Below are 25,898 nucleotides of genomic sequence, written 5' to 3'. Positions count from 1 at the left end.
CGCCACGGATATCTTAAAGGCATCTTCGTAAATGGGGGGCTTCCCCTGTCGCTTCTTTTTCATATTGGGTAGTTTGAATCTATATATTTTCTACCGCAATCTGTAAAGCTTATTTAGGAGGAGACATGTTCCTAAGCAAGTACAGAAGTAGCAGACAAGTAGTAAAAGAGCAGTAGGTGGATTCGGAACAGGATTGCCACGGCACTACCTGTTTCCGAAAAAAATATCCCCCGTATTGCCCTGTGAATATAATTATTAATATATTTGCGTAACCAGGAACGTAATTAAGTACACTATGAACTTTTACACTCAAACCGGCAAAATGGCGATCGGGAGCAGGCTCCGGTTGCTCACGGACAAGATCACCGAGGACGCGGCGGAGATTTACAAGCTCTATCATGTTGATTTGCACCCGAAATGGTTCCCCGTTTTCCATGCCTTATCCCAAAAGGAGAACACCATCACGGAAATCGCCCAGATCATCGGCCACTCCCACCCTTCTGTGAGTAAGATCGTGACCGAGATGTCCAGAAAAGGCATCGTTACCGAGAAAAAAGACAAAAGCGACGGCCGGAGAAACCTCGTAGCCCTTTCCAAAAAAGGGAAAGAAATAGCGGACCAGATCAAAGACCAGCTGGCGGATGTGAACAGTGCCATCGAAGACATACTGGGCAGCACGCGGAACGATCTCTGGAAAGCGATCGAAGAATGGGAGTTTGTACTGGAACAAAAAAGCCTGCTGCGCCGTGTACAGGAGCAGAAAAAACTCCGCGAAGGCAGCCAGGTGCGGATAGTGGACTATTCCCCCGAATACGCCGGGGCATTCAAGACGTTGAACGAAGAATGGATCTCTGCTTATTTTAAAATGGAAGAAGCGGACCACAAAGCCCTGGACAACCCGGACTCCTACATCCTTCAGAAAGGCGGGGCCATAATTGTCGCATTATACAACGATGAACCGGTAGGCGTATGCGCCCTCATCAAAATGAATGACCCTCACTACGATTTCGAGCTGGCAAAAATGGCCGTGTCTCCCAAAGCGCAGGGCAAAAACATCGGCTGGCTGCTGGGCCGGGCCATCATCGAAAAAGCAGCCGCCATGGGCGCATTCAGGCTTTATCTTGAAAGCAACACCATATTGAAACCGGCGATCAGCCTTTATCACAAACTGGGGTTCAAAAAAGTAGCAGGGCATCCAACGCCGTATGAGCGGTGTAATATCCAGATGGAGCTGGAGATCGGCCGGGGGTAATGTATCCATCCGGATTTCAAAGCAGTTTCCTTCTTTAACCGGAAATCTCTATCTTCCGGCTGAATTCCTATACCTGATACAATGAACGAACAACAAGACCTCCTCACTGATTCCGATCTTGGAACGGAAGTATTGATAAGAAGAAGATCCCTCCTGCCCTGGTGGATCAAAGTTTTCACATGGATATTCCTGGTATTCGGCGGGTTATTGCCGCTGGGTTTTATTGCCGGCATTGCGGGGATCAATTATGAAATTGCCCTGTACGGCCTGGAATCGAACCATCCGCTGTCCTTAACGGGCCTCAGCCTGTTTGCCCTCTTTGCCCTGAAAGCATTGGTGGCGTATGGCCTGTGGATGGAAAAAGAATGGGCCGTCCAGGCAGGCATTATCGACGCCCTCATCGGGATCGGCATTTGCGTGTACCAGATGTTCATTTCACCGTTCCTCGGGCCGGGATTTGTCATCAGCATGCGGCTGGAACTGATCGCGCTGATACCTTACCTCCTGAAACTACGCAGGCTCTACGACGACTGGAAAACAGCGATTGAAAAAACTAAACATATTGACTGATGGGCTTATTATGGATCTGGGGGATCTTCCTCGTGGTTTTTATTTTCTGGCTTTATAAAAAACAGCCCTGGAAAAAAAGACGGTGATCAGCTAAAATACAAAATCGTCTTTCCTGCAATAAAGACTCTGGCGTACTTCGGAAATAACACAGCCGGCCAGGTAAACCTTTCCCTTACCGGCTTTTTTAAATAGTTCCGGGCTGGGAAAACCATATACGACCGGTATGATGTTTTTTCCCGACAAACAAAGCGGGCATATTTTCCGCTTCACAAAAGAAGCGTAATAGGTTGTGTCCGGAGCCGCCAGCTCCACCAGCGTATCCGTCACTCCGCCTTCGGGATAGCGGTACACACGGCTTTTCCAGTCTCCCCAGCTGTAATAGAACAGCTCCCTTCCCTTTTGTGTGATATCGATCTCTACCCCGGGGTAGTTAGTTGTATCAATCACCACCGTGTCCTTCAGCAAGGGAAATATGACGCTGCCGGCCGCTATCGGCACATGATCCTGCATGACAGCCCTGACACGCATCTTACCTGTCTGCGCAAAACTTCCTGTAAAACCAAACAGTCCGGATAATGTAAAGGCAAAGATTTTATTCCGCATGTTCCGCATTTGTTTTGATATGTTCTAATACACGGCCGTGGATCTTGTGGATGATATAGTCGCTCCACAACCGCCAGTAAAACGCCGGCCTGATGTCGTGATAATACCAGGTGGTGCCTTCCAGCAGCGTATGACCGTTGGGCAACGCGGTGAGCTTAAACTGGCCTTCTTTGGATATAAAATAATCATGGAGGTGCGGCGCGTTGATGTTCCAGAAACTCAGCTCCCTCAAAGGCGCCGGCTGCTCCAGCACGTCAAACTTCAGCAGCCCGGGCTCATCCCATACGGTGATAGGCTCCACAAAACTGCCGGTGGTAAAGTTGCAGTGCCGCACGGCCCCCACGCCCTTCCTGTCTATCTTTGCGTGGATGGGATACGCGATGCCGATCCTGAAAATAAATTCATCCGGCTCTTTCAGTTCGGAAAACTCCACGACCTGTTTCCACACTTCTTCCCGCGACGCATTGATCTCAACGGAAGTGACCACCGTATGCAACGGCGGCGGGCTGTTCTCCATAAAAGCCGTTGCCGGTATACTGCCGATCAGCAGCAGGATCACCCAGGCGGCCCTGTCATTTTTTGCGTTTAGTATCCCATGCCCGATGATGCTGCCGATGCAGGTGATGGGCACAACGATCGGCGCGGCCATGGTAACACAGATAATCCCCTCGATGGCAAAAACCAGCAGCGCGGCGGCATACACCCCGAGCGATATCAAACCCGCCCCGACGGCCTGGCGACGGCTGATCGGCTGTTTTCGCCCATAAATAACGGCCGAGCTGACGCCCAGGAAAAGCGGTATCAGCACGAACAGCGCCATGCCATATTCGCCTGCCTTATAAATCACGATCAGGGTAAGAAGGCCCGCAACGGGCACGGTTACGCCGGTAGATAACCAAAGGCGTTTTTTATTGATTTCAGGTAAGGGATTCCCGGTGGTCATAGTACACCCAATATACGCAATTCCGGGTAGGTTTTAAAGCCTTCCCCGGCCTTCCCGGGAGCTTGTGCCCAAACCCTTAAGGATAACAAAAAGGCGCTGTAAAAGCGCCGGAATTACTTTGAAGAAGGTTTGATCTTTTTTAGATCCCCTGTAAAAAAATCCTCCGGCGGCACCTTGAGCGCAAAGGCCAGCTCAAGGATATTGGCCAGCCCTGCATTTGTTTCCGCCTTTTCTATCCTTGCAATATCGGCATGGTCAACTTCAGATAACGCGGCCAGCTCACGGAGACTGAACCCCGCCGCTTCCCTGATCTTCCGTATCGTCTGACCAATGGCTACCCGTTCCATATGTCGCTTGCCGTTTCCCATTCCGCGAACCGGCGCTCAAATTCAATCAAATCCCCTCCACGGATGTCGGGCTATTCCCCTACAGGCAAAAATTCTTTCCAGGATCCTTTACTACAAAGGTTTACAGGACTTCATCCGGCGGAAAATTTCCGCGTGGCAACATATTCCCTGTAACTTTTCTTCAGGCAGAAACCGGCACCGGCGAAGGGGGTAAACAGGCAATAAAAGTGAAGCATCCGTTCAGCCGGCGTTTCTTATTCCCTCCCCGGCGCGGCAATTATGCCGGCCGGGGAGGGAAAAATCCGCATATTGCGAAGGCGGCTTTCAGGGTGCGGGGATTCTATCCACAACTTGTTGGGCTATTGCCCAACAGAACATTTTTTTTCTTATCTTTCCGTAAACAGTACTGACCCTTACACCCAAAAAACGGTATGGAAACGAGCCCCGCCATTCAGCTTCAACAAAAGATCATCGCTTTCATCAACAGCCTGAAAGATGATGGTATCAGTTATATCGGGCTCAGCATAGCAGGAGACGAATCACATTTCCTCCCCGATGTAAAGATCGATACCATGCTGCTGGATGGAAAACCATTCACCTCGCAGCATTATTTTCCGGCAACAGACATCGAATCCACCGTTATTCTGCGAACAAAAGAAACTCAATGATATTCACTCCGGTGAAATTTAAAAAATGGACATACAAACTTACCGGGCATTCCTGCCCGGTTTCTTTTTTTAAAGAAGGCTTAATTTATCATGGTTCTTTTGTAGGATCAATCGATTATATTTGATCACGACACTATTCTCTAATCCCTTTATCTATTAAATCAACATGAAAAAACTGTTACTCCTGGCGGCCGTCTTCCTTACATCCGCCAGCGCTTTCTCCCAAAGCTTCACACACGGTGTAGGCGTCGTAATTACGGTGGACAAGATCAGGGACCTGGAGGCCCGCCCCGGTTATGGTTTTACCTACTCCCCCCGTTTTAATTTCGCCGAAACGGAAAACACATCTGTTTCCGTAGGTATTCCCATAAGCCTGGTGGTTGCCGCCAGCGCCAGTTACTCGGCCTACAGTTTTAATGACGAAATTTACCTGGATGATGACATGAGTGTGGGCATCAACTTCAACGCGCCCGTAATGGCGAACTTCAACTTCGGCGCTGGCTCCTCCCGCGAAAATGACAGCCGCCTCGGCGGGTTTGTGGGCGCGGGCTTCGGGCTGAACTGGAGCGCGAACAGTGATATATCATCCCTGGATGGGGAAGGCAACCGCGTGGAACGCACTACCGGCGGCACTACCTTCGGCCCGGCAGCCAACGCGGGCATGCGCATCGGTGTAGGCAGACGGGGCAAGAACATCGAAATAAAACTATCCTATTTCAAGGGGCTGGATGACAACGAGCTTAACCTTTTCGGTTTGTCCTGCTTGTTTAACTTCTAACAGGTTTTCTGTACATACAAAATAAAGGGGGCATCTCTGCAGAGACGCCCCCTTTCTTAATTTATGTTATGAAGGGCCGGGGTGTAAGCTGCCGGCCCGCTACAAGTCGAAGAACTGCCGCGTTCGGTTCACCCTCAGGTCGCGCAGGATGCCTGCCTTGGGGTTGATCGTGATGCTGAACTGCCGGTAGGTACCGAACGGCACCAGGTTGATGCTCATCTGCCAGCAGTGCATATCCCTCGATACGGTGAGGGTGGTGTAGGAAATCTGTTTGAGGCGGAAATCGAAGCCGCTGCTCATAATGATCTTCCATTTGGGCGTAAGGCTGAAATCGCCGCTGAAGTTCAGGCCCTGGGTAAATATCGTGGTATCCCGCAGGCGGTCCTGTGAGCGGCCGCGGGTATAGTTCAGGCTGTAAGAAAGATCGAGGCGCCAGGGTATGTCAAAATCCACATAATCCCCCGGGTTCGTACGCATCAGCTCCATCTGCCGCCGCTGCTCTTCCAGCTGGGCTTCGGGCAGCACGCCCTCTTCATCTTCCATTTCCTGCTTCTGTTTCTGTTTTTCCTTGCTTTTGGCGTCCTGGCTCTGGAAGGAGGTGCTGATCGCAATGTTCGCCTGGGTAAGACGGCCGATGCTGAACTTCTCGCCTTTCCAGGTGTATTTGTCTATGCGGTACCCCATGCTGTCCACCTGGTAAGGATCTATCACGCCGCTGAAGGAAATATTCACCTTGTCGAACAGGTTGGTGCGCGCGTTCAGGGTAAACGGCGCCAGGTTAAACGAATCCGCCACGAAATTGTAGCTGCTGTTCACCCCAAAACCGTCCAGTATCTTCACTTTGCGGTAGCCGGACGTGTCCTTGTCGGACTTCACCTTCATTTCCAGGTTATTGTCTATCCCGAAGTTAAGACCCGCAAAGGTTTCAGCGGGGGAAGGGCCGAAGGGGGCGCCGTCGTAGTAGGAAAACCGGCTCTGGCGGCCGGTGGTATCCGACTGCACCATATAATAATCCTTGCTGGCCAGGTCCGGCGAATAACTCACCCCGATGTTCGGGCGCATTACGTGGCGCACGGCCTGGATCTTAGAGTTTTTGTTTTTGAAAGTATACATCCCGTACAGGGCGGTGGCCAGGGATGCGCCGGTGGACATGGCGCTGCTCCTGTAAAACCCGCTGTTGTACGTAGTGTCGTAATTCCTTTTCTGTTCGTTCCAGGACATCACCTGCTGGCGGATATACCATTTCTCCGTATAACTCACGCTGGGCGAAAGGGTCAGGTTGTTGAACAGGGGGATGGACAGGGTAAGCGGGATCTGGTGCTGCATACCGGCCTGCAGACGGTCGAACATCGCGGGTTTGCCAAAGCTGGAATCCGCAAAATTCATATTGTTCCTGAACAGCAGGTTGTAGCTGGCCCCGATCTTTTCGTACCACTTGGGCGTGCCCACCATCTCTTCACGCTGAAAGGGGTACAGGGTATTGACGTTGAAAGATCCGTCAGGGAAGTTGATGGTCACCTGGCGGGACAATGTGTTCTGGTTATGGTTCGCGGCTACGGAGAAGTTATATGGCTTGCCTATCCAGCTTTTGGAATAAGTGATGGAGGAGCTCATATTATTATTAAGCCTCGTGGCCGCATCCGTAACATTGTACTGGTTATAAGTGGAGGTACCAAACAGCACGCTGGCGCTGAAGTTGGTCCCGGGGCGGGCTTTCCCGTCCATGCTGTGGCTCCAGGAGATCTTATAATCCTGCGAGCGCGTGTAGTCTTCCTTCACCTCGGGGTCGCCGATGCGGGTGAGGGCGTAGGACAGGTTCATACCGCCGTTGTATTTATACCGTTTCCGGTAGGTCGGGCTCAGGGACGCGCCCCAGCTGCCGTATGAATATACGTCCGCCCGCACCGTGAGGTCCAGGTACTCCCCCAGCCCGAAATAATACCCGCCGTTCTGCAGGCCGAGGCCTTTCTGCTGGTCCACTACATATTGCGGCGGCAGCAGGCCGGTACGCTGGCCCTGGCTGATGGGAAATATGGCGAAGGGGATAAACAGCGGTGTGGGAATGCCTTCAATCTCCAGGTTGGCCGGGCCTGATACAATTAAAGTGTTAGGGATCACTTTGATCTTGCGGGCGCGGAAAGCGAAGTGCGGCGTATCCAGGTTACAGGTCGTATAGCCGTTTTTGAAGCCGAATACGGTATTGTCCGGCTGTTTTTTTACTTTCTGGCTGCTTACAAACCCTTCCCCGTACTGGGCGCGGGTCTGGTAGATCATCGCCTTGCCGCTGTTGAAATTGTATTGCACGGAATCCATGTCCGAACTGGTGGAACCGTCATTCAGCACGGCTTTGTCTATCGGTTTGCCCGCCGTATCCACCCCCATGCGGGAGGTAAGGATGCCGGTAGCCTGGTTGAAGTCCATGGTGTTGCCCGTCAGCTGTGTCTGTTCGTACTTTACGTCCGCTTTGTTATACAGGCGGAATTCTTTCTTTTTTACAAACATCACGATAGAATCCTGCGCTTTATAAAATACGGGGGCGGTAAGGCTGTCTTTGGAGATGCGGATACCTGAAGTATCCCTCCCGGTACTGTCCCTGCCGATGCGTGAAGTATCCGAGAGGTGAAGAGAATCGGGCATCACAGACGGAATTGTATCAATTACGCGTTTAATTACCGGGCGTGCCGTATCTTTCGCCAGGGAGTCCCTGTTGGGGAAAGTGACGGGATGCGGCATTGGCACGGTATCTGTGAAAGTTTTGTTAAAGTAAAAAGCGGGAAGTGCGGATGCACGGGCGATATCGTCTTTTAGCAGGGACCAGGCCGTGAACAAAAGAAGAATCAAAGGCAGGAAGAACCGCCTTAAAAAGTTTTTATAATTATTTTTGCAGAAAGGGTCCATGTGTTAAGCGGGCACAAACCTACATGATTTTATACAAATTATTACATAGTTCGCTAATGTCCCCGCAAGGGTAAAAGGTATGGAATGTGTAGCGGACGTGCATCATACGAGTATAAAATTATAGTGAACAATTAACGAAGGACCGGTTCCCGATTGAATACAACCCATTAAAATAAATTGTTGACATGCGCTGGAAAAGAGTTTTATTTTCAGGTTTAGGCATAGGACTGATCTATACCTTGTTCATTCATGCAAAAACTACACCGGATTTACCTGTACCCTTGCAGGACAAACCGATCCGTACGATAGTGATAGACGCGGGCCACGGCGGAAGCGATCATGGAGCCGGCGGGCGGTACTCCCATGAAAAGGATATAGCCCTGGACGTAGCCCTGAAGCTGGGGAAGATACTGGAGGATGCCATGCCTGATGTAAAAGTGGTGTATACCCGCAAAACGGACCGGTTCGACGATGTGCACCGCAAAGCCGCCATTGCCAACGAGGCGAAAGGCGACCTCTTTATATCCATACACTGCAATGCCGCCCCTCCCATTAAAAAGATCGTGGGGTACAAAACACGCACCTACTACGTAAAGAAAAAGAAACGCACCCGCAGGGTAAATGTATACGAAAGTCATCCCAACCCTGCCAAAGGCACGGAGACCTATATATGGGCCACCGCCAAAAACGCCGCCAAGACCGAATCGCTGCGGAACAACTCCGTGATCGTATTCGACGCCAATTCCGAAGAGACGCAGGCCATCATGGATGCGCAGGACCCTGAGACCATTATTATGCTCAATACCCTCCGCAACGTGTATTTCGACCAGAGCGTGCGCCTGTCCACCCTCGTGCAGGACGAATTCTCCCGTGTGGGCCGTATAGACCGCGGCGCCCGCCAGCGGAACGAAAAAGGCATCCTGGTGCTGCACGCCACCGCCATGCCCAGCGTACTGGTGGAACTGGGCTTCATCAGCAACCCCGAAGAGGAGGAATACCTCAATTCCGCGGACGGGCAGAACGAACTGGCCACCTGCATCTACCGCGCGGTAAAAAGATATAAGGACGAACTGGAAAGGGTATATAAGAGCGGAGAAGCAGCCCGCCCCGCGCTGGACCCCGCCCCGGCACCGGCAAGCGCCCCAACCGTGCCGGCCCGCCAGGTAGTAAACCATATACCCGCCACCGTTAGCACCACGAACGAAACGCCGGATGCCCCCGCCGCTGACGCTGAAAACCTCAATTACAAGGTGCAGCTGATGACCACCGAAAAAGTCTACGCCCGCACCAATACCCTTTTCAAAAACCTGAAAGGAACCATTGAGCGTGAGGAATTTAAGCAGGGAAAGAAAAAAGTTAACAAATATATATGGGGCAGCTTCCGCACAGAGGCCGAAGCCCAGGCTGCCGTCTATAAAGCCCGCAAACAGGGCTTTTCAGATGCCTTTATGCTCACTTACAAAGATGGCAGCCGCATAGACTGACCCCTGCCCCCTGGCCCGCCTTTTGCAGATATTATGTTTACCTACCACTGCCGCACCGTTGTTTTAACTATTTTTGCGACACGAACACTCTATAATGATGATGCTGAAAATAAATAATGAAACAAAAGTAGGTATTCTGACCACTGTTGCCATTGTGCTGCTGATCCTGGGTTTTAATATCCTCAAAGGCCGGAGCCTCTTCTCCAGTAAAAAAACCATATACGCAGTATATCAGCAGGTTAACGGCCTCCAGCCGTCTAATGCTGTGACGGTGAACGGTCTTGCCATTGGCAGCGTGCTGAGCCTGGAAGTCATGGACAAACGCGCGGGCCGCATCCTGGTGACCCTCCAGATCAATAAAGATATCGAGATCCCGAAGAACTCCGTGGCCCGCATCAGCTCAGACCTGCTCGGCACCCGCAAGGTGGAGATCGACTTTGGCAATACGGAAGACATACTGAAAAATAAAGACACCATTTACGCAGCGGTGGACAACTCCATTACAGACGCGCTGAAAGAACAGCTCAGCCCGCTTGTGAAAAAACTGGAGACCACCCTCGGCGCGGTAGATACCCTGCTCATCACCGTAAACTCCGTGTTCGACACCACTACCAAACATAACCTCCGCACCGCCATCGCCGGCCTGAACGGAACCATGCACAACCTGTCCCTTGCTACTCACTCCATCAACGGTATGCTGGCGGACAATGGCAAGATCACCGGCACTTTCGACAACTTCCAGGCAGTGTCCGAAAACCTGAAGAACAACAACGACAAGATCTCCAATATCCTCGGCAACTTCGACAAAGCATCGGGCGCATTCGCGAACGGCCAGCTGGATACCACGCTCAATCAGCTCCGCAACACCATGACGCGGCTGAACGATGTAGTGGCCAAAGTGAGCAGTACAGACGGCTCCCTCGGCATGCTGGTGAACGACCGGAAAGCGTACAACAACCTGCAAACCTCCCTCGGCAGCCTTAACAAACTGCTGGAAGACCTGCGGTACAATCCCTGGAGATACGTACACCTGAGCGTGTTTGGCAGGAAAAACAAAGTAGTGCCCATCCCCTCAGACACGGTTCAATTACAATAAGGAACATGTTCAAGAACGCATTATACGGCCTGGTCCTTTTAGGAGGAATAGGTGCATCCGGGTTGCTGACGGCCGCTTACCGCGCCCCGGCCAGGTTGCCTTTACATAGAACGGAAACCGTGCCCGTTCAGGAAGACACTTCCAAAAAGATCCAACTGATACAGGCAAAAAGCGTAGTCAATCTCCAGACAGATACCCTCAGCGAAAGGCGTTTCGTGGGAGACGTGATCTTCAAACAGGGCACCAGCCTGCTCTCCTGTGACAGTGCATCCTTCAACGCCAATACCAATATCATCGAAGCCTGGGGCCATGTGCACATCAACCAGGATGACAGCGTACACACCTATTCCGACCAGCTGCTCTACCGCGGCAACCAGCGCCTGGCCACCCTCACCGGCAACGCCAAACTGACGGACACCAAGATCGTACTCACCAGCCCTACCCTCAATTACGACCTGAACACCAAGATCGGAACGTACGACCAGGGCGGCAAACTGGTGAACGGCGAATCCGTGCTCACCAGCCGCGAAGGGATCTATTATGGTGAAACCAAAGATGTTTATTTCAAAAAAGAAGTAGTAGTGGTGGACCCCGGCTTTACCCTCGGTACGGACACCCTCATGTACAACTCCGTGACCAAAATAGCCACCATCATGGCCCCTACCACCATCAACGATGGTAAGATGACCATGTACGTTACTTCCGGGTATTATAATACGGACCTGGGTTATGGCAACTTCGCCCAGCGCCCCACCATCGAAGACAGCACCAATACTTTCACCGCAAACGAGATACAGACGGATAAAGCTACCGGCATCTCCATTGCCACCGGCAACATGATCTGGCGCGATACTGCCCAGAAAGTAGCCGTGCTGGCCAATTACGGCATAGTGAACCAGAACGTGAAAACCGTGCTGGCCACACAGAAACCCGTGATGCTGCTGGAAGGAAAGGACGACACGTTGTTCGTAGCGGGAGACACGCTGTTCTCCGGCGTCATCCCTTTCCTGAAAGACAGCGCCACCCTCGCTGAAGACAGCGCCCGCATCGCACGCGGAGATACCTCCAACACAAACAAGTCCGATACCGCCGATAAACGTTTCCTCATCGCCTACCATCATGTAAAGATCTATTCGGATTCCTTGCAGGGCGTGGCGGACAGCGTATATTATTCCAGCGTGGATTCCATCTTCCGCCTGTACCGCAACCCCGTGCTGTGGGCCAGCAACAACCAGCTCACGGGAGACACCATCTTCCTGTTCACCAAAAACCAGAAGGCGGACAAACTCCTGCTGGACCAGAACGCGCTCATCGTGAACAGTCCCGGCCCGGATATGTACAACCAGATAAAAGGCAATACCATCCTCGGTTACTTCGGGGATGAAAAGCTGGACTCCATGTATGTGAATGGAAATGCGGAGAATATTTATTATGTTCAGGACGACGACAGCGCGTTCATCAGCATCAACCGCCTGCTGTCCGCCAATACCCGCGTGTATTTCGAGAATGGCGAACTGGAAAGGATCGTGTTTGTAAAAGAACCGGAAGCCACCATGTACCCGTTCACCCAGATGCCGGAAGAGCAAAAGCTGCTGCCCGGCTTCAAATGGGAGATACACCGCAAGCCTAAATCGAAGTATGAGCTGATAGGGCAATAACAACATTATTTTTTCACCTGAACCTATAAGATGACCTTACAAAAGACCATCAGAGCACGTGTTATTTCACCGATCTTCCAGTTTTTAAAGGACAGCCGGGCGGTTGGCATCGTACTGATTGTTTGCACGGTCATCTCGCTGATCATTGCCAATTCACCCTGGCAGCAGCAATACATTTCCTTCTTCACTACCCTCTTTGACCCCGCCGGCGGGCATCACTACGAATACCGCGGCCTGCATCTGCCCAATTCCCTGCTGTTGTGGATCAACGACGGTTTTATGGCATTGTTTTTTTTCCTGGTAGGCATGGAGATAAAACGCGAACTGACGGTAGGCGAGCTTGCCAGCATCCGCAAAGCGATGCTGCCCGCATTGGCGGCTGTAGGCGGGATGGTGGCGCCCGCGCTGATCTACGTCATATTTAACCACAACACCGAATATCATCACGGCTGGGGAATACCCATGGCCACAGATATCGCTTTTTCCCTCGGCATCATTTCATTGCTGGGCAAACGGGTACCGCTGAGCCTCAAGGTGTTCCTCACGGCCCTGGCCATCATAGATGACCTTGGCGCCATCCTTACCATTGCCCTGTTTTATACGGATGAGCTGCATACCGTTTACCTGTATGCCGGGGCAGGCATTTTCGCCCTCCTGCTGATTCTCAATTTTCTAAAAGTACGGCGGCTGATCTTTTATTTCATTCCCGGGCTGGTGCTCTGGTACTGTGTCTTTAATTCCGGTATCCACGCCACCATTGCCGGTGTACTGCTGGCTTTCACCATCCCGCTGGACAAGATCCACCACCTCGAAGATAATCTTCACGACCCCGTGAACTTCCTGATCATGCCGGTATTTGCCCTGGCCAACACCGCTATTCCTTTCCCGGCGGACCTCCTGAATGCCTTCAGCCACGCCGTGAGCTTTGGCATCATGAGCGGCCTCATACTGGGGAAACCGCTGGGCATTTTCACCTTCTGTTACCTCGCCGTAAAACTGAAACTGGCCAGCCTTCCCTCGCAAACCAACTGGAAACAGTTATGGGGCGTGGGCATGATTGCGGGCATCGGTTTTACCATGAGCATCTTTATTGCCACCCTGGCATTTGATGACGCTGAAATACAGGTAGTATCCATCATGTCCGTCATCGCCGCATCGGTCATTGCGGCCACTGGCGGGTTTATATTCCTGAAAACGCTGACGGGAGAGCCCAAAACAAAACAACCTAAGCCCGCTCAAAATAAAATACCGGAATAGCCGTTTTTGAATCAACCTATGCAACCGGATTCCCCTCCTGTCACCGCCTTTGGCATTGTTATTGCAAATATCTAATCGCATGAAATATCGCATCATTGCTGCCATGCTGGCTTTGGGCTTTGCCGTGAACGCAAAGGCACAGCAGGCGGCCGGACAAACAGGACAGATTGAAGCAGGCGTCAGATTGGGCCTGCCGCTTGGGATCACAGGGAGGTATTTTTTCACAGACCGCTCCGCCGCGGAAGGAATAGTAGCCTTATATAACAAAACATTTTCCGTTACCGGGCTCTACCAGTACCACTGGGACCTGTCGGCACTCACCGTGGAAGGTTTTGGCTGGTACGCGGGCGCGGGCGCCCACCTCGGCACCAGGGAGATAGACGGCAGCCAGAAATTCCTGGCAGGCGTGGACGGCATTGCGGGCATCAATTACAACTTCCCCGCAATACCGCTCAATCTCAGCCTGGACTGGAAGCCCGCCATACATTTCACCACCTCTCCCAACCTTGCGGACTTTGCCATATCGGCCCGGTACCGCTTCGGATGGAAGAAATAAATACACTTGCTAATTTAAAGACGAACATATGAAAAGGATCATGTTGCTCTTCGGAGTACTTTCCCTGATGGCCTTCCAGGCAAACGCACAACGCAGGTCATCCGGCGGCGGAAGCTCCCCGGCCGATTACAATACTGCGCTCGGTGTAAGGGTTAATCCCTGGCTGGTGGGTTTCACCGTAAAGCACTTCATCAAAGGGCCGCACGCAATTGAAGGCATTGTGCATCATTACTTCGAAAACGGCGACGATGCCTCCAACGTAACGTTCACCGGTCTGTACGAATACCACTGGAACGTATTCGGCAAATCCGAATGGAACATGTACGCCGGCGGCGGCGCCCACCTTGGTTTCTGGAGGGATTATTACTGGGACAACGGCCGCCGCAGAGGCGAAGGCACAGACGTAGCCGTGGGCCTGGACGGTATCTTCGGGGTGGAATACACCTTCAAGAAAATCCCCCTGAACCTCAGCGCCGACCTGAAACCGTATGTAAACTTCAACGGGTACAACGATTTCATCGGTGAGCAGATCGGCGGTTTCTCCGTGCGGTATACGTTCAAATAAGTTTGAAGAATACAAGTCAGGCGGCTGCTTCGTGAAGAGGCAGCCGCTTTTTTTTGTGCCAACGTCAGGCGGCAACAGCCATCATGGCTGCTCCTCGTTTGGTTATCCCGTCCCGGCGTGAGGCAGCCGCTTTTTTATTATCTTGGGAAGGTAATGAAGATACTTTCCGCACAGCAGATCCGGGCAGCAGATGCCTATACGATAGAACACGAGCCCATCAGCAGCGTATTGCTGATGGAAAGGGCTGCCATGGAGTGCGCGGGATGGATGGTGCATACCTTTGGCGAAACGCCGCCGCCTTATTACATCTTCTGCGGAATGGGCAATAACGGCGGGGATGGCCTGGTGATTGCGCGCAGGCTACAGGAACAGGGCTTTGCCGTGCAGGCATGGCTGGTGCATACGGCCGATACGCCTTCGGCGGATAACGCTGCGAACCAGCCTTATTACCCGGAGCTGCAACACATCCGTGAACCAGGGGAATTCCCCCTGCTGGAAGAGCCCGGCATCATCGTGGATGCATTGTTTGGCACCGGGCTGAACCGTCCCGTGGAAGGATGGGCTGCCGGCGTCATTCACAAGATCAACGATCAGCGGCACCGCCACACGATCGTGTCCATAGACATGCCTTCCGGTATGATGGCCGATGAACCTTCCCTTCACTTTCCGTGTGTACATGCCCGTTATACCCTCACATTTGAATATTACAAACTGGCTTTCCTGCTGCCGGAGAACGGTGAGCGCACGGGGAAGACGGAGCTGCTGAAGATCGGCATACATCCGGACTATACCGCGCAGGTGCAGACGGAATACCATCTCACCGATCCCGAAACCATCCGCACCATTTACCGCCCCCGCGATGCATTTTCGCACAAAGGCACCTATGGCCATGCGCTGATGATAGCGGGGAGTTACGGGAAAATGGGCGCGGCCGTGCTGGCCACACGCGCCTGCCTGCGCGCGGGAGCCGGGCTGGTCACCGCACATATCCCGCGCTGCGGTTACGAGATCATGCAGACGGCCGTGCCGGAAGCAATGTGCGATACCGAGGAGTCCGCCCTTTACTCCGCCCACTTCGACGAGCCTTTCAGGCTTCGCCAGGCGCCGGATTATGCGGTAGTGGGCATCGGCCCCGGCATTGGTGCGGACACTGCCACCGCCAAAGCGCTGGAACGCCTGCTGCAGGCCTTTCACAAGCCCATGGTACTGGATGCGGATGCGTTGAACATCATCGGGAAATACCCGGCGTTGCTGCCGCAAATACCGAAAGATTCCATCCTTACCCCCCACCCCAAAGAATTTGAACGCCTCTTTGGATCAACAGACAATCACTTTGAACGGCTGGAACTCCTTACCCGCAAGGCCTGCGAGCTGCAACTCTATATCCTGCTGAAAGGAAAGTACAGCGCCATGGCCTGCCCGGATGGCGCCGTTTATTTTAACCCCACCGGCAATCCCGGCATGGCCACCGCCGGCGCCGGGGACGTACTTACCGGCATCCTGACCGGTCTGCTAAGCCAGGGATATACCCCTAAAGCCGCACTGCTGCTGGGCGCATGGCTGCACGGGCTGGCCGGAGACCTGGCTGCCGACGATCTCTCCGAAGAAGCCCTCGTTGCCGAAGATATCATTCATTATCTCGGACAGGCCTACCTGAACATAAAGAAATAACGTCCATATTACACTTCAATCGAATATATGTGAGCACTAGTAAAATAAATTCTAATACATTATCTTCGTCAACCTTGTAAATTTTAAAAGGCTTATATGAGTATGAGTATAGTTTACGTTATTCCACTGTTCGGACTGATTGCACTGTTATTTACAGCCATCCAGAGTGCCTGGGTTACCCGCCAGGATGCCGGCAATGAAAGGATGCAGGACATTGCCAAACACATTGCCGAAGGCGCTATGGCCTTCCTGAAGGCTGAGTACAAAATCCTCACCTACTTCGTGATCATCGCGGCCCTGTTGCTGGGCTATATGGGCTATTCCCACGCAAGCTCTGACTGGACGATCGCACTGGCCTTTGTAATCGGCGCGGTGTTTTCCGCTACCGCCGGTTTTATAGGCATGAAAATAGCCACCAAAGCCAACGTACGCACAGCACACGCTGCACGCACCAGCCTGGCGCGCGCCCTGAAAGTTTCTTTCACCGGCGGCTCCGTAATGGGCATGGGCGTGGCAGGACTTGCCGTTCTTGGCCTGGGCAGTCTTTTTATCATCCTGAAAGCATATTTCGGCGCTGAAGCCAATACCGCTGAGATGATCAAAACCATTGAAGTACTCACCGGTTTCTCACTTGGCGCTGAAAGTATCGCACTGTTCGCCCGCGTAGGCGGAGGTATCTATACCAAAGCTGCGGATGTAGGCGCGGACCTCGTTGGTAAAGTGGAAGCGGGCATCCCCGAGGATGATCCCCGCAACCCCGCTACCATTGCGGACAACGTGGGGGACAACGTAGGTGACGTAGCCGGTATGGGCGCGGACCTTTTCGGTTCATACGTAGCCACCGTACTGGCCACCATGGTACTGGGCGTAGAAACCACTTCCACGGACAACTTCGGCGGCCTCGCTCCCGTGCTGCTGCCGATGTTCATCGCCGGCCTCGGCATCATCCTTTCCATCATCGGTACTTTTTTTGTACGCATCAGCGAAAGCAGCGGGCTGAACACTTCCGCCGTGCAGCGCGCGCTGAATATGGGCAACTGGGGCTCTATCGTGCTCACCGCCATTGTGTGTTACTTTACCGTGAACTGGATACTGCCTGAAAGCATGACCCTCCGCGGCCATGAATTCACCCGCAACGGTGTGTTCGGCGCTATCATTGTAGGGCTTGTGGTAGGTACCCTCATGAGCATTATCACGGAATATTATACCGCCATGGGCAAACGCCCGGTGAAATCCATCATCCGCCAGTCTTCCACCGGCCATGCCACGAACATCATCGGCGGCCTGGCTGTAGGTATGGAATCCACCATGCTGCCCATCCTGGTGCTGGCAGGCGGTATCTATGGCTCTTACGCGCTGGCCGGCCTGTACGGCGTAGCGATCGCAGCAGCGGGTATGATGGCCACCACCGCCATGCAGCTCGCCATCGACGCCTTTGGCCCGATCGCGGACAATGCCGGCGGTATTGCCGAAATGAGCGAACTGCCGAAAGACGTTCGTGAAAAAACCGATATCCTGGATGCTGTGGGTAATACCACTGCTGCCACCGGTAAAGGTTTTGCCATCGCTTCCGCCGCGCTTACCGCACTGGCCCTGTTTGCGGCTTATGTGGGCGTGGTAAAGGCCAATGGTTACGACCTGGAAGACGCTATCAACATCTATAAAGCGGATGTACTGGCAGGCCTCTTTGTAGGCGCCATGATCCCCTTCATATTCTCCTCCCTCGCCATCCGCGCGGTGGGTGAAGCCGCTATGAGCATGGTGGAGGAAGTACGCCGCCAGTTCCGCACCATCCCCGGTATCATGGATGGCACGGGCAAACCGGAGTACGACAAATGCGTGGCCATTTCCACCGAGGCATCCATCAAAAAAATGATGCTGCCCGGCGCCATCGCCCTGCTGTCCCCCATCCTGATGGGCTTCATTTTCGGCCCTGAAGTACTGGGCGGTTTCCTCGCGGGCGCTACCGTGAGCGGCGTACTGATGGGTATGTTCCAGAACAACGCCGGCGGCGCATGGGACAATGCCAAGAAGTCCTTTGAAAAAGGCGTGGAGATCAACGGCGAGATCTATTACAAAAAATCAGAACCGCATAAAGCATCCGTAACCGGCGATACCGTAGGCGATCCTTTTAAAGATACCTCCGGCCCGTCCATGAACATCCTGATCAAACTGATGTCCATCGTTTCCCTGGTGATCGCCCCCACACTGGCCGAATTACACCGTAATACGCCCGCTGTAACGGACGCACAGCAGGAAAAGGTGAAGGAAATGGTTCAAAAGGCCGAAACAGCCTCCAAACCGACCGTAAAATTGTAAGAGATAAGCAGTTCCACGATATGAACAGGCCGGCTGAAGGATAAAATCCCAGCCGGCTTTTTCTTTTTCCACCCCTGTTCCTTCAGTGATCCTTCGGTGATCGTTCGGTGATCCTTCGGTGAAACACCCTCAAACCCGTACCACGACCGAACACAACCGAAGGATCACCGAAGGATGGCAGGAGGATGTCAGTAGGATTACCGGGTAAACGGCCATGATAGCGGGTTATTAGTCCAGTAATTTAGTCGGGAATGTCAGCAGGATGTCAGTAGCCCCCTGCTTTTTCCGGAAAATATTTGGCGGGGATTATTCTTCCCCTTACCTTTGTACTGTAATCAAAAACATTACAGAATTGGTCAAAAGCAAATTCGCCATCAGTATTCACATCCTTTCCCTGCTCGCCGGCTTTCCCGACGAGTGGCTTACTTCGGAGTTCATTGCCGGTTCGCTGAACAGCAATCCAGCCCTGGTACGGAAAGAGCTGAGTATGTTGCGCGACGCCGGCCTGGTGGAAAGCAAAGAAGGCAAAAACGGCGGCAACCGCCTGGCCAGGTCTATGAAAGACATCAGGATGTCCGAAGTGTTCAACCTCGTAAAAGAGGAACATATTTTCGGATACGCCCCCAACACCCCGAACCCGGACTGCAAAGTAGGCAAAGGGATCAACGAAGCGCTGAACGCCCTGTTCTCCGGTATCGATGAAGCCGTATACAAACAACTGCACGCCGTCACACTTGAAGAATTCACCCGTAAGTATTTCTAATTTTTTTACCCATAACTGTAATAATTTTTATAACATTAAATACATAAACATGTCACAGACTATTCTGGTATTAGGAGCCACCGGTTTGGCCGGTAAAGAGCTGGTAAAGATCCTCGCGGATAAAAATGTGCAGGTAAAAGCCGCCACCCGCCAGCCTGAAAAGTTCCGGTCCCCCGCCCCGAACGTAACACCCGTGCACCTCGTGCAGGAAGACCCCGCTACTTTCGCCCCTGCCCTGGCCGGTGTGGATAAGGTATTCCTTTCCGCCCTTCCCCTGGATGCGGATGCATTCAAAAAACTCGTTCCTTTTGTGGACGAGGCCAAAAAAGCAGGCGTCAAAAAGATCGTGTTCCTGTCTGCCCTGGGCGTGGAGCATCACGACAGCGCGCCGCTGCGCCAGATCGAGGTCTATGTGCAGCAATCCGGCATTCCCTATGGCATCGTACGCCCGAACTTTTTTATGGAGAACTTCTCCGAAGGCCCGTTCAGCGGACCGGTGAAAGAAACCAACCAGATCATCCTTGCCGCGGACGACGCCGTGTACAGCATGATCTCCACCGTAGACATCGCCGCGGTGGCCGCGGAGCTGCTGCTGAATGATACGCTGAACAACCGGGAGCTGACACTTACCGGCCCCGTTGCGATCAGCAACCACGAAGCGGCGGACATCATCACCCGTCATGCCGGCAAGACCGTAAGTTACCTGCCGATTTCAGAAGCAGACCTGCTGAGCGGCATAAAAGCCCAGGGCGCGCCTGACAGCGTAGGCCAGTACCTCGCCATGCTGATGGCAAGCGTAAGAAGCGGCGCCAACGCCGTGGTGACCAGTGCAGTGAAAGATATTACGGGCAGGGAGCCGCGTAGTTTTGATACGTTTGCGCAGGTGAATGCGGGAAACTTTTAATATGCTGACAGGCATTGCATTAAGCAATTTCCTATTGCTTAATGCAATGCCTAATTAGATTAATTCGTACTTTCGGTACGTTAATCAATCAACATGGAACTTATTGAAATCAATCCAAGGATAATGATGGGAAAACCCACTATCAAAGGCACACGGATAACCGTTGAGCAAATCCTGGAAGAGCTTGCCGTCAGTGATTCTATTGAGGAAATCCTTGAAGCACATCCCCAATTAAACAAAGATCAGGTACATGCAGCGCTTTCTTTCGCCGCGCAGGCTATCAGAGGCGATGAAATCTATCCTGTTGCCATATGAGATTACTCGCTGATGAAGGGGTAGACAAACCTATAATTGATAAACTGCGGCTATCAGGTCTTGATGTGCATTATATTCTTGAAACAAACCAGGGAGCTGACGATGAAACAGTGCTTTCCATTGCTAATGCGGAGGAAAGAATATTGTTAACCCAGGATAAAGATTTTGGAGAATTGGTCTATCGTCTTCAAAAAGTCCATTTTGGAATAATTTTAATAAGGCTCGGCACTCAACCTCCATCTCAAAAAGCCGATTTTCTGACAAGAGTCTTGCTTGAATACGGGGCAAAGCTGCCCAATGCCTTCACTGTCATCCAACCTAATGCTATAAGAATCAGAAAGGAGTGATCACATCCACTTCCTCACTTCCCTCGGGCTCATGCCATACTTTTTCCTGAATGCATTGCTGAAATGCTGTAAGGACGAATACCCCAGCGTATCCGCTATTTCGGTGAAAGATACCTCCCCTGCCCGCATCATTTCCCGGCTCTGCTCCAGCCTGTAATCGTTCAGGTAACCGAACACGGTATTGTCGAATACTTTTTTGAACCCATTCTTCAGTTTAAACTCATTCAAACCCGCCTTGCGCGCAAGTTCCATGAGCGACAGCGGCTCCTGCGCATTCGCCAGCAGCAGGTCGCGGGCATGGTAGATCTTTTCCTCATCCGTACGGGACACCCTGACGGTTTCCGGCTTGCGCAACGTTTCCGCTTCTATCTGCTCGCATTGCAGCGCCAGCAGCTCAATCGCCTTGGACTGGAGGAAAAGTTTTTTCAGGCCACCCGTGAAATGGCAATGCCGTACTTCTTCTATCACCTGCATCATACGCGCGGTGATGGTATAGCCGTGGGTAAGGAAAACGGGTTTGTTCGCCGCCACATTCTCCGCGTAACGGTCCAGTATCGGGCCATTGTTGGCGGCCAGTTGCACGAATTTTTCCTTTACAAACCCGAGGGCGAACATCTGGATATCGGGCTGGCTATCCACCTGCACGAATTCCTCCGATTCGGGGCTGTATACGATGTTATGCTGGTAGCTGGAAGTAACAAGATTTTTGACTGCGCCTTTGATGTGAGAGGTCACTTCACCCCGGATCATAAAATGCATGCCGATCCGCTGCATTTCCTCGGTGCTTTCGATGTGCAGGCGCTGGTTTGTACTGGCGCTGCCAAACCCCAGCATAAACCCGTCGAAGTGGAACTCCTTCATTTCGGCTTTCCCGAATTTGTAGTCCATACGATGGGTTTGCTCTACCAGCTCGGGTTTCATGAACATTTCCGCCGAAAAGACGGTATCGTCGTGCAGGAGGATCTCGCGGTTGTCGTTCGTAATAGTGACAGGCATAATAATCCGTTAAGTATAAATAATAATCCGTTTGGTATAAGCAGGTTTGCCGTGCGGGTCCGAATTTTGTGTGAAATTATCAAATTAGACACATGATCGGGATCTTCAAAACAAATATCTCTACCCTGCAGGATAAAATCAAGGTAATAGACGCGGTTTCCGTACGGTTCCCTGTTACCGCCTGCACGCTGGACCTGGAAGATTGCGACAAGGTGCTGCGCGTGGTAGTAAGCCAGCAACTGGAAGAACAACATGTGATCACCCTCGTATGCAGCCTCGGCTACCAGTGTTCCGTTCTGGAATAATTAAAATTGCACTCTATTTACCGGAAAAAACATGACGTTTGTCAGTTGACCCCTCCCCCACGTACAATACGAATATGTGATTTATTTATTTCCCATAGGGGTATGTTCTATTTTGCACGTCATACTTTCGGAAAACGACGGAAACCACCTTCCCTTTTCCCCATTTAACATATAAAAACCTGAAAACCAAATGAAAAGGATCGCAAACTGGCTTATGCCCTTTTGCTTGTTAATGCTGACAGCATTCAGTTCATCGGCACAACAGCAACGTTTTACCATCAGCGGCTACGTAAAAGACGCGCAATCCGGCGAATCCCTCATCGGGATCTCCATCGGCAAGCCCGGCACTTCGGTAGGCACCGTGACCAACGAATACGGGTTTTATTCGCTGACGCTGCCCGCGGGAACACATGAAATTCAGTTTTCCTACATGGGGTACACCGCCCAGAAATTCACCGTGAACCTCACTTCCAACAAAAGACATGACATTAAACTTGCCCAGTCGGACCGCCAGCTGAACGAGGTGGTGATCACCAGCAAACAGCAGGAAAAAAATATCAATACCCTCAATACCAGCGTGAACAAGCTGGATATTTCCGAGATCAGGAAGCTGCCTACCCTCATGGGTGAAGTGGACGTGATCCGCACCATCCAGACCCTGCCCGGTGTAAATACCGTGGGCGAAGGCGCGGCCAGCTTCAACGTACGCGGCGGTAACGGCGACGAAAACCTCATCCTGCTCGATGAAGCGCCCGTGTACAACTCCACCCACATGCTCGGTTTTTTCTCTGTATTTAACCCGGACGCCGTAAAAAACATCAACCTGATCAAAGGCGGCTTCCCTGCTGAATACGGCGGCAGAACCTCCTCCGTGCTCGATATCAGGATGAAGGACGGGAACAACCAGAAATTCGGCCTCACCGGCGGTATCGGCAACATCTTCAGCCGCCTGGCGATAGAAGGGCCTCTCCAGAAAGACAAATCCTCTTTCATCGTGGCAGCCCGCCGCTCCTACATGGACGTACTCATGAAACCTTTCCTGAAAGGCGATATGGAAGATACCAAGCTGTACTTCTACGACGTTACGGCCAAGGTGAACTTCAACCTGAACAAAAACAACAACCTGTTCGTCAGCACCTACTTCGGCCGCGACGTGTTCGGGTTTGGCGGCACGGCAAACATGAACTGGGGTAACAACACAGCTTCCATCCGCTGGAACCACATCTTCAACAACCGACTCTTCCTCAACCTGACCACTTATTATACAAAATACAGTTATAGCCTGGACTTTAAAACAGACGAGGACGAACCGGTGAAACAGCAGTTCAAATGGACGTCCAACATCATCAACTACGGCGTGAAACCGGCTTTCACCTACTACATCAATTCCAACAACACCCTGCATTTCGGCGTACAGGGCACCTATTATACCTTTAAACCCGGCACCGGTACTTCCCGCGAAGACGACCGCGAGGTAGTCAAGACGCTGAGAGATAAAAACTCCATCGAAGGAGCCGTTTATCTCGACCATGAGCTGAAGATCGGCACTAAGTTCGGCATCCAGTATGGCGTACGTTACTCCGGCTTCCAGTTCCGCGGCAAAGGCACCGCTTATTATTATGCGGACACAACGGCCGGTATCCGTAAACGTTTCACCGGCACACAGGATTTCGAAAGCGGCAAAACCATCGCCGACTATTACAACTTCGAGCCGAGGCTTTCCGCCCGTTACGCCCTCAACAGCACTTCCGCCGTGAAAGTGGCATACAGCCGCAGCGCGCAATACATGCACCAGCTGAGCAACACCGCATCCCCCACTCCGGTGGACATCTGGACGCCCGTATCCAACAACGTGAAGCCGCAGGTGACAGACCAGGTAACCGCGGGTTATTTCTACAACGCCCCCGGTGACCAGTTTGAAGTATCCGCTGAAGTGTTCTACAAAAAAATGGAAAACCAGCTGGATTATATAGACGATGCGGACCTTGACCTGAACGAGTTCATCGAAGGTGACCTGCTGGCTTCCAAAGGCCGCGCCTATGGCCTGGAGCTGTATGTGAAAAAAGATATCGGCAATACGACAGGCTGGGTAAGTTATACCCTCAGCCGCTCAGAGCGCCAGACGCCCGGGCTGAGCCTGAACGAGTGGTTCACCAACCGTTACGACCGCACCCACAATGTGAACGTAGTGGTAAGCCATGAGTTCACCAAACGCCTCAGCCTCAGCGGCAACTGGGTATTCGCATCCGGCACGCCCGCTACCTTTGCGGACGCGCGCCTGGAGTTCCAGGATTGGGACATTCCTTACAACACCACCGAAAAAAGGAATAACTACCGCCTGAAACCCTTCCACCGTCTTGATCTTTCCGTTACCTACAAAGGCAAGCAGCTGAAACGCTGGAAAGGCGAATGGGTATTTTCCCTGTACAACGTGTATGCCCGCAGAAACGCCTACACCGTGTACTTCCGCCAGAATCCCGACGATCCAGGCAAAAAAGAAGCCGTGCGTTTGTCCATCATCGGCTCCATCATTCCGGGGATCACTTACAACTTCAAATTCTAATTATCCGCAAAAGCATTCGATTATATGAAACCGAGCAATATAACATACAATACACAGAGAGAACAGCGAGGTTCTATCCGGCCTTTAAAAGGCATATTTGCACGGATCAAACCGGGCAAAATATTCGCTATCCTTTTTACCGCCGCGGCTTTTACCGCCTGTGAGGATGTAATAGACGTGGAAGTGCCGGAAGGCAAAACGTATACGGTAGTAGACGCATGGCTTACGAACACGCCCGGCAGGCAGGACTTCCGGATCACCCAGAGCGTGCCTTATACGAACCAGGCGCCCGCTCCGATTGTAAGCGACGCCGTGGTAACACTTACCGACATGACCAGCGGGCAGGTGTATCCCTTTGCTTTTGCCAATGGCAAATACAGCAACGATCCGGGTGCCGCGGTGAGCATCGGCGTGGTGGGGCATATATACAAGCTGCGCGTGGAGCTGAAAGAATCCACTTTTGAGGCCATAGACACGCTCAAAAGAGTGCCGGTGATAGATTCTATCAGCTACGAGTTTAAGACCGCGGAAAACGCCGCAAGCGGCGAAGAAGGGTTCTACGCCCGCTGGTATGGCAAAGACATCGCCGGCGCTACGGACTATTACTGGATCCGCAGCTACCGCAACAATACAGACAACCGCGTGGCGGATGCTTTTGCGATAGACGGTTCATTTGAGGCGGAAGTAGCGGACGGCTCCGTGTTCATTTACCCGCTCAGCGAAGCGATCACCCGCGAGGACAAACCTTTCCTGCTGAACGAAAAAGTGATCGTGCGCCTTGCTTCCGTGACGGAGCCCAGCCACGACTTCCTGGAAATGGTACAGTCGCAGCTGAATAACGGCGGCCTGTTTGCCGAAATCCTCGCCAATGTGCCGAGCAATCTCAAAAACGTCAATACCGGCAGCAAAGCGAAGGTACTGGGCTGGTTCGGCACCTCCGCCGTACAGTTCAAGGAACGCGTAATGCTTCACTAAATAATACAACACGGGCCCGCTAAGCACTTATAGGCGGGCCTGTGATATCACAACTAAAAAACAAT

24 protein-coding genes are annotated in these 25,898 nt (G+C 52.3%); 19 read left to right on the top strand and 5 right to left on the bottom strand.

The window, feature by feature from the left end; translation table 11 throughout:
• The first annotated feature begins 295 nt into the window (after positions 1-295).
• Positions 296-1,252, top strand: a complete 957-nt coding sequence (locus EG028_RS10055; RefSeq protein ID WP_120516034.1) for a bifunctional helix-turn-helix transcriptional regulator/GNAT family N-acetyltransferase — start codon at positions 296-298, stop codon at positions 1,250-1,252.
• Between the two features lie 81 nt (positions 1,253-1,333).
• Complete coding sequence (locus tag EG028_RS10050) at positions 1,334-1,822, top strand: hypothetical protein (protein WP_120516035.1); 489 nt, start codon at positions 1,334-1,336, stop codon at positions 1,820-1,822.
• Positions 1,823-1,912: 90 nt separating this feature from the next.
• On the opposite strand, the gene EG028_RS10045 is transcribed toward EG028_RS10050, so the two are convergent.
• The 3 genes from EG028_RS10045 to EG028_RS10035 form a co-directional block, all read right to left on the bottom strand.
• Positions 1,913-2,425: a hypothetical protein gene (locus tag EG028_RS10045; RefSeq protein ID WP_123864622.1), complete on the bottom strand. Its 513-nt coding sequence runs from the start codon at positions 2,423-2,425 to the stop codon at positions 1,913-1,915.
• Positions 2,415-3,368, bottom strand: coding sequence for a hypothetical protein (locus EG028_RS10040; RefSeq protein WP_120516037.1), 954 nt, complete (start codon positions 3,366-3,368; stop codon positions 2,415-2,417). Before EG028_RS10040 ends, EG028_RS10045 begins: the two co-directional genes overlap by 11 nt.
• A gap of 113 nt (positions 3,369-3,481) precedes the next feature.
• Positions 3,482-3,715, bottom strand: a complete 234-nt coding sequence (locus EG028_RS10035) for a helix-turn-helix domain-containing protein (RefSeq protein WP_162946384.1) — start codon at positions 3,713-3,715, stop codon at positions 3,482-3,484.
• A 431-nt stretch (positions 3,716-4,146) separates the two neighbouring features.
• Here EG028_RS10035 and EG028_RS10030 point away from each other — a divergent pair, with 431 nt between their 5' ends.
• Positions 4,147-4,383 carry a hypothetical protein gene (locus EG028_RS10030; protein ID WP_120516039.1) on the top strand — a complete coding sequence of 79 codons (237 nt, stop codon included), beginning with the start codon at positions 4,147-4,149 and terminating at the stop codon, positions 4,381-4,383.
• A 166-nt stretch (positions 4,384-4,549) separates the two neighbouring features.
• Positions 4,550-5,161 (top strand): hypothetical protein, encoded by a 612-nt coding sequence (locus tag EG028_RS10025; RefSeq protein WP_120516040.1) that lies wholly within the window; start codon positions 4,550-4,552, stop codon positions 5,159-5,161.
• Positions 5,162-5,260: 99 nt separating this feature from the next.
• On the opposite strand, the gene EG028_RS10020 is transcribed toward EG028_RS10025, so the two are convergent.
• Positions 5,261-7,990 (bottom strand): putative LPS assembly protein LptD, encoded by a 2,730-nt coding sequence (locus tag EG028_RS10020; RefSeq protein ID WP_123864621.1) that lies wholly within the window; start codon positions 7,988-7,990, stop codon positions 5,261-5,263.
• Between the two features lie 254 nt (positions 7,991-8,244).
• Here EG028_RS10020 and EG028_RS10015 point away from each other — a divergent pair, with 254 nt between their 5' ends.
• The 12 genes from EG028_RS10015 to EG028_RS09960 all read left to right on the top strand — a co-directional run bounded on the left by EG028_RS10015 (position 8,245) and on the right by EG028_RS09960 (position 20,994).
• A complete protein-coding gene (locus tag EG028_RS10015; protein WP_120516042.1) occupies positions 8,245-9,543 on the top strand; it encodes an N-acetylmuramoyl-L-alanine amidase family protein in 1,299 nt (432 codons plus the stop codon).
• A 94-nt stretch (positions 9,544-9,637) separates the two neighbouring features.
• A complete protein-coding gene (locus EG028_RS10010; RefSeq protein WP_120516043.1) occupies positions 9,638-10,639 on the top strand; it encodes an MlaD family protein in 1,002 nt (333 codons plus the stop codon).
• Positions 10,640-10,644: 5 nt separating this feature from the next.
• The gene (locus tag EG028_RS10005) at positions 10,645-12,297 is read left to right on the top strand and encodes an OstA-like protein (protein WP_120516044.1); all 1,653 of its coding nucleotides are present in this window, start codon (positions 10,645-10,647) and stop codon (positions 12,295-12,297) included.
• A gap of 30 nt (positions 12,298-12,327) precedes the next feature.
• A complete protein-coding gene (gene nhaA, locus EG028_RS10000; RefSeq protein ID WP_120516045.1) occupies positions 12,328-13,554 on the top strand; it encodes a Na+/H+ antiporter NhaA in 1,227 nt (408 codons plus the stop codon).
• A gap of 79 nt (positions 13,555-13,633) precedes the next feature.
• Positions 13,634-14,110, top strand: a complete 477-nt coding sequence (locus tag EG028_RS09995) for a hypothetical protein (RefSeq protein ID WP_120516046.1) — start codon at positions 13,634-13,636, stop codon at positions 14,108-14,110.
• A gap of 28 nt (positions 14,111-14,138) precedes the next feature.
• The gene (locus EG028_RS09990; protein WP_120516047.1) at positions 14,139-14,675 is read left to right on the top strand and encodes a hypothetical protein; all 537 of its coding nucleotides are present in this window, start codon (positions 14,139-14,141) and stop codon (positions 14,673-14,675) included.
• Positions 14,676-14,828: 153 nt separating this feature from the next.
• A complete protein-coding gene (locus EG028_RS09985) occupies positions 14,829-16,346 on the top strand; it encodes an NAD(P)H-hydrate dehydratase (RefSeq protein WP_120516048.1) in 1,518 nt (505 codons plus the stop codon).
• Positions 16,347-16,448: 102 nt separating this feature from the next.
• Positions 16,449-18,665 carry a sodium-translocating pyrophosphatase gene (locus EG028_RS09980; RefSeq protein ID WP_120516049.1) on the top strand — a complete coding sequence of 739 codons (2,217 nt, stop codon included), beginning with the start codon at positions 16,449-16,451 and terminating at the stop codon, positions 18,663-18,665.
• A gap of 352 nt (positions 18,666-19,017) precedes the next feature.
• Entirely contained in the window at positions 19,018-19,428 is a 411-nt protein-coding gene (locus tag EG028_RS09975) for an RrF2 family transcriptional regulator (RefSeq protein ID WP_120516359.1), read from the top strand.
• 49 nt (positions 19,429-19,477) lie between these two features.
• Positions 19,478-20,332, top strand: coding sequence for an NmrA family NAD(P)-binding protein (locus EG028_RS09970; RefSeq protein WP_162946385.1), 855 nt, complete (start codon positions 19,478-19,480; stop codon positions 20,330-20,332).
• Positions 20,333-20,425: 93 nt separating this feature from the next.
• Entirely contained in the window at positions 20,426-20,647 is a 222-nt protein-coding gene (locus EG028_RS09965; RefSeq protein WP_120516051.1) for a DUF433 domain-containing protein, read from the top strand.
• The gene (locus tag EG028_RS09960) at positions 20,644-20,994 is read left to right on the top strand and encodes a DUF5615 family PIN-like protein (protein ID WP_120516052.1); all 351 of its coding nucleotides are present in this window, start codon (positions 20,644-20,646) and stop codon (positions 20,992-20,994) included. The genes EG028_RS09965 and EG028_RS09960 overlap by 4 nt, the downstream gene beginning before the upstream one ends.
• Here EG028_RS09960 and EG028_RS09955 read toward each other — a convergent pair whose 3' ends face one another.
• Positions 20,995-21,990, bottom strand: coding sequence for a helix-turn-helix transcriptional regulator (locus EG028_RS09955; protein WP_120516053.1), 996 nt, complete (start codon positions 21,988-21,990; stop codon positions 20,995-20,997). It lies immediately after the preceding gene.
• A 92-nt stretch (positions 21,991-22,082) separates the two neighbouring features.
• On the opposite strand from EG028_RS09955, the gene EG028_RS09950 reads away from it, so the two are divergent.
• The 3 genes from EG028_RS09950 (at position 22,083) to EG028_RS09940 (ending at position 25,833) form a co-directional block, all read left to right on the top strand.
• Complete coding sequence (locus tag EG028_RS09950; protein WP_120516054.1) at positions 22,083-22,295, top strand: hypothetical protein; 213 nt, start codon at positions 22,083-22,085, stop codon at positions 22,293-22,295.
• A 190-nt stretch (positions 22,296-22,485) separates the two neighbouring features.
• On the top strand, positions 22,486-24,858 hold the full coding sequence (locus tag EG028_RS09945) for a TonB-dependent receptor (RefSeq protein ID WP_241559087.1): 2,373 nt from the start codon (positions 22,486-22,488) through the stop codon (positions 24,856-24,858).
• A 24-nt stretch (positions 24,859-24,882) separates the two neighbouring features.
• The gene (locus tag EG028_RS09940) at positions 24,883-25,833 is read left to right on the top strand and encodes a DUF4249 domain-containing protein (protein WP_120516055.1); all 951 of its coding nucleotides are present in this window, start codon (positions 24,883-24,885) and stop codon (positions 25,831-25,833) included.
• Positions 25,834-25,898 lie beyond the last annotated feature (65 nt).

The organism is Chitinophaga barathri (genome assembly GCF_003807585.1).
Taxonomy (GTDB): Bacteria; Bacteroidota; Bacteroidia; order Chitinophagales; family Chitinophagaceae; genus Chitinophaga; species Chitinophaga barathri.
This window is presented reverse-complemented; position numbering and strand designations above follow the sequence as displayed.

What these genes read in the sequence shown, in the direction of transcription:
- EG028_RS10015 (WP_120516042.1), top strand. Translation starts at nt 8,245, where the DNA reads ATGCGCTGGAAAAGAGTTTTATTTTCAGGTTTAGGCATAGGACTGATC.
- EG028_RS09945 (WP_241559087.1), top strand. Translation starts at nt 22,486, where the DNA reads ATGAAAAGGATCGCAAACTGGCTTATGCCCTTTTGCTTGTTAATGCTG.
- EG028_RS10025 (WP_120516040.1), top strand. Translation starts at nt 4,550, where the DNA reads ATGAAAAAACTGTTACTCCTGGCGGCCGTCTTCCTTACATCCGCCAGC.
- EG028_RS09965 (WP_120516051.1), top strand. Translation starts at nt 20,426, where the DNA reads ATGGAACTTATTGAAATCAATCCAAGGATAATGATGGGAAAACCCACT.
- EG028_RS09970 (WP_162946385.1), top strand. Translation starts at nt 19,478, where the DNA reads ATGTCACAGACTATTCTGGTATTAGGAGCCACCGGTTTGGCCGGTAAA.
- EG028_RS10050 (WP_120516035.1), top strand. Translation starts at nt 1,334, where the DNA reads ATGAACGAACAACAAGACCTCCTCACTGATTCCGATCTTGGAACGGAA.
- EG028_RS09980 (WP_120516049.1), top strand. Translation starts at nt 16,449, where the DNA reads ATGAGTATAGTTTACGTTATTCCACTGTTCGGACTGATTGCACTGTTA.
- EG028_RS10005 (WP_120516044.1), top strand. Translation starts at nt 10,645, where the DNA reads ATGTTCAAGAACGCATTATACGGCCTGGTCCTTTTAGGAGGAATAGGT.
- EG028_RS10010 (WP_120516043.1), top strand. Translation starts at nt 9,638, where the DNA reads ATGATGATGCTGAAAATAAATAATGAAACAAAAGTAGGTATTCTGACC.
- EG028_RS10035 (WP_162946384.1), bottom strand. Translation starts at nt 3,715, where the DNA reads ATGGAACGGGTAGCCATTGGTCAGACGATACGGAAGATCAGGGAAGCG.
- EG028_RS10045 (WP_123864622.1), bottom strand. Translation starts at nt 2,425, where the DNA reads ATGCGGAATAAAATCTTTGCCTTTACATTATCCGGACTGTTTGGTTTT.
- EG028_RS09940 (WP_120516055.1), top strand. Translation starts at nt 24,883, where the DNA reads ATGAAACCGAGCAATATAACATACAATACACAGAGAGAACAGCGAGGT.
- EG028_RS10055 (WP_120516034.1), top strand. Translation starts at nt 296, where the DNA reads ATGAACTTTTACACTCAAACCGGCAAAATGGCGATCGGGAGCAGGCTC.
- EG028_RS10030 (WP_120516039.1), top strand. Translation starts at nt 4,147, where the DNA reads ATGGAAACGAGCCCCGCCATTCAGCTTCAACAAAAGATCATCGCTTTC.
- nhaA (WP_120516045.1), top strand. Translation starts at nt 12,328, where the DNA reads ATGACCTTACAAAAGACCATCAGAGCACGTGTTATTTCACCGATCTTC.
- EG028_RS09955 (WP_120516053.1), bottom strand. Translation starts at nt 21,990, where the DNA reads ATGCCTGTCACTATTACGAACGACAACCGCGAGATCCTCCTGCACGAC.
- EG028_RS10040 (WP_120516037.1), bottom strand. Translation starts at nt 3,368, where the DNA reads ATGACCACCGGGAATCCCTTACCTGAAATCAATAAAAAACGCCTTTGG.
- EG028_RS09990 (WP_120516047.1), top strand. Translation starts at nt 14,139, where the DNA reads ATGAAAAGGATCATGTTGCTCTTCGGAGTACTTTCCCTGATGGCCTTC.
- EG028_RS09950 (WP_120516054.1), top strand. Translation starts at nt 22,083, where the DNA reads ATGATCGGGATCTTCAAAACAAATATCTCTACCCTGCAGGATAAAATC.
- EG028_RS09985 (WP_120516048.1), top strand. Translation starts at nt 14,829, where the DNA reads ATGAAGATACTTTCCGCACAGCAGATCCGGGCAGCAGATGCCTATACG.
- EG028_RS09995 (WP_120516046.1), top strand. Translation starts at nt 13,634, where the DNA reads ATGAAATATCGCATCATTGCTGCCATGCTGGCTTTGGGCTTTGCCGTG.
- EG028_RS09960 (WP_120516052.1), top strand. Translation starts at nt 20,644, where the DNA reads ATGAGATTACTCGCTGATGAAGGGGTAGACAAACCTATAATTGATAAA.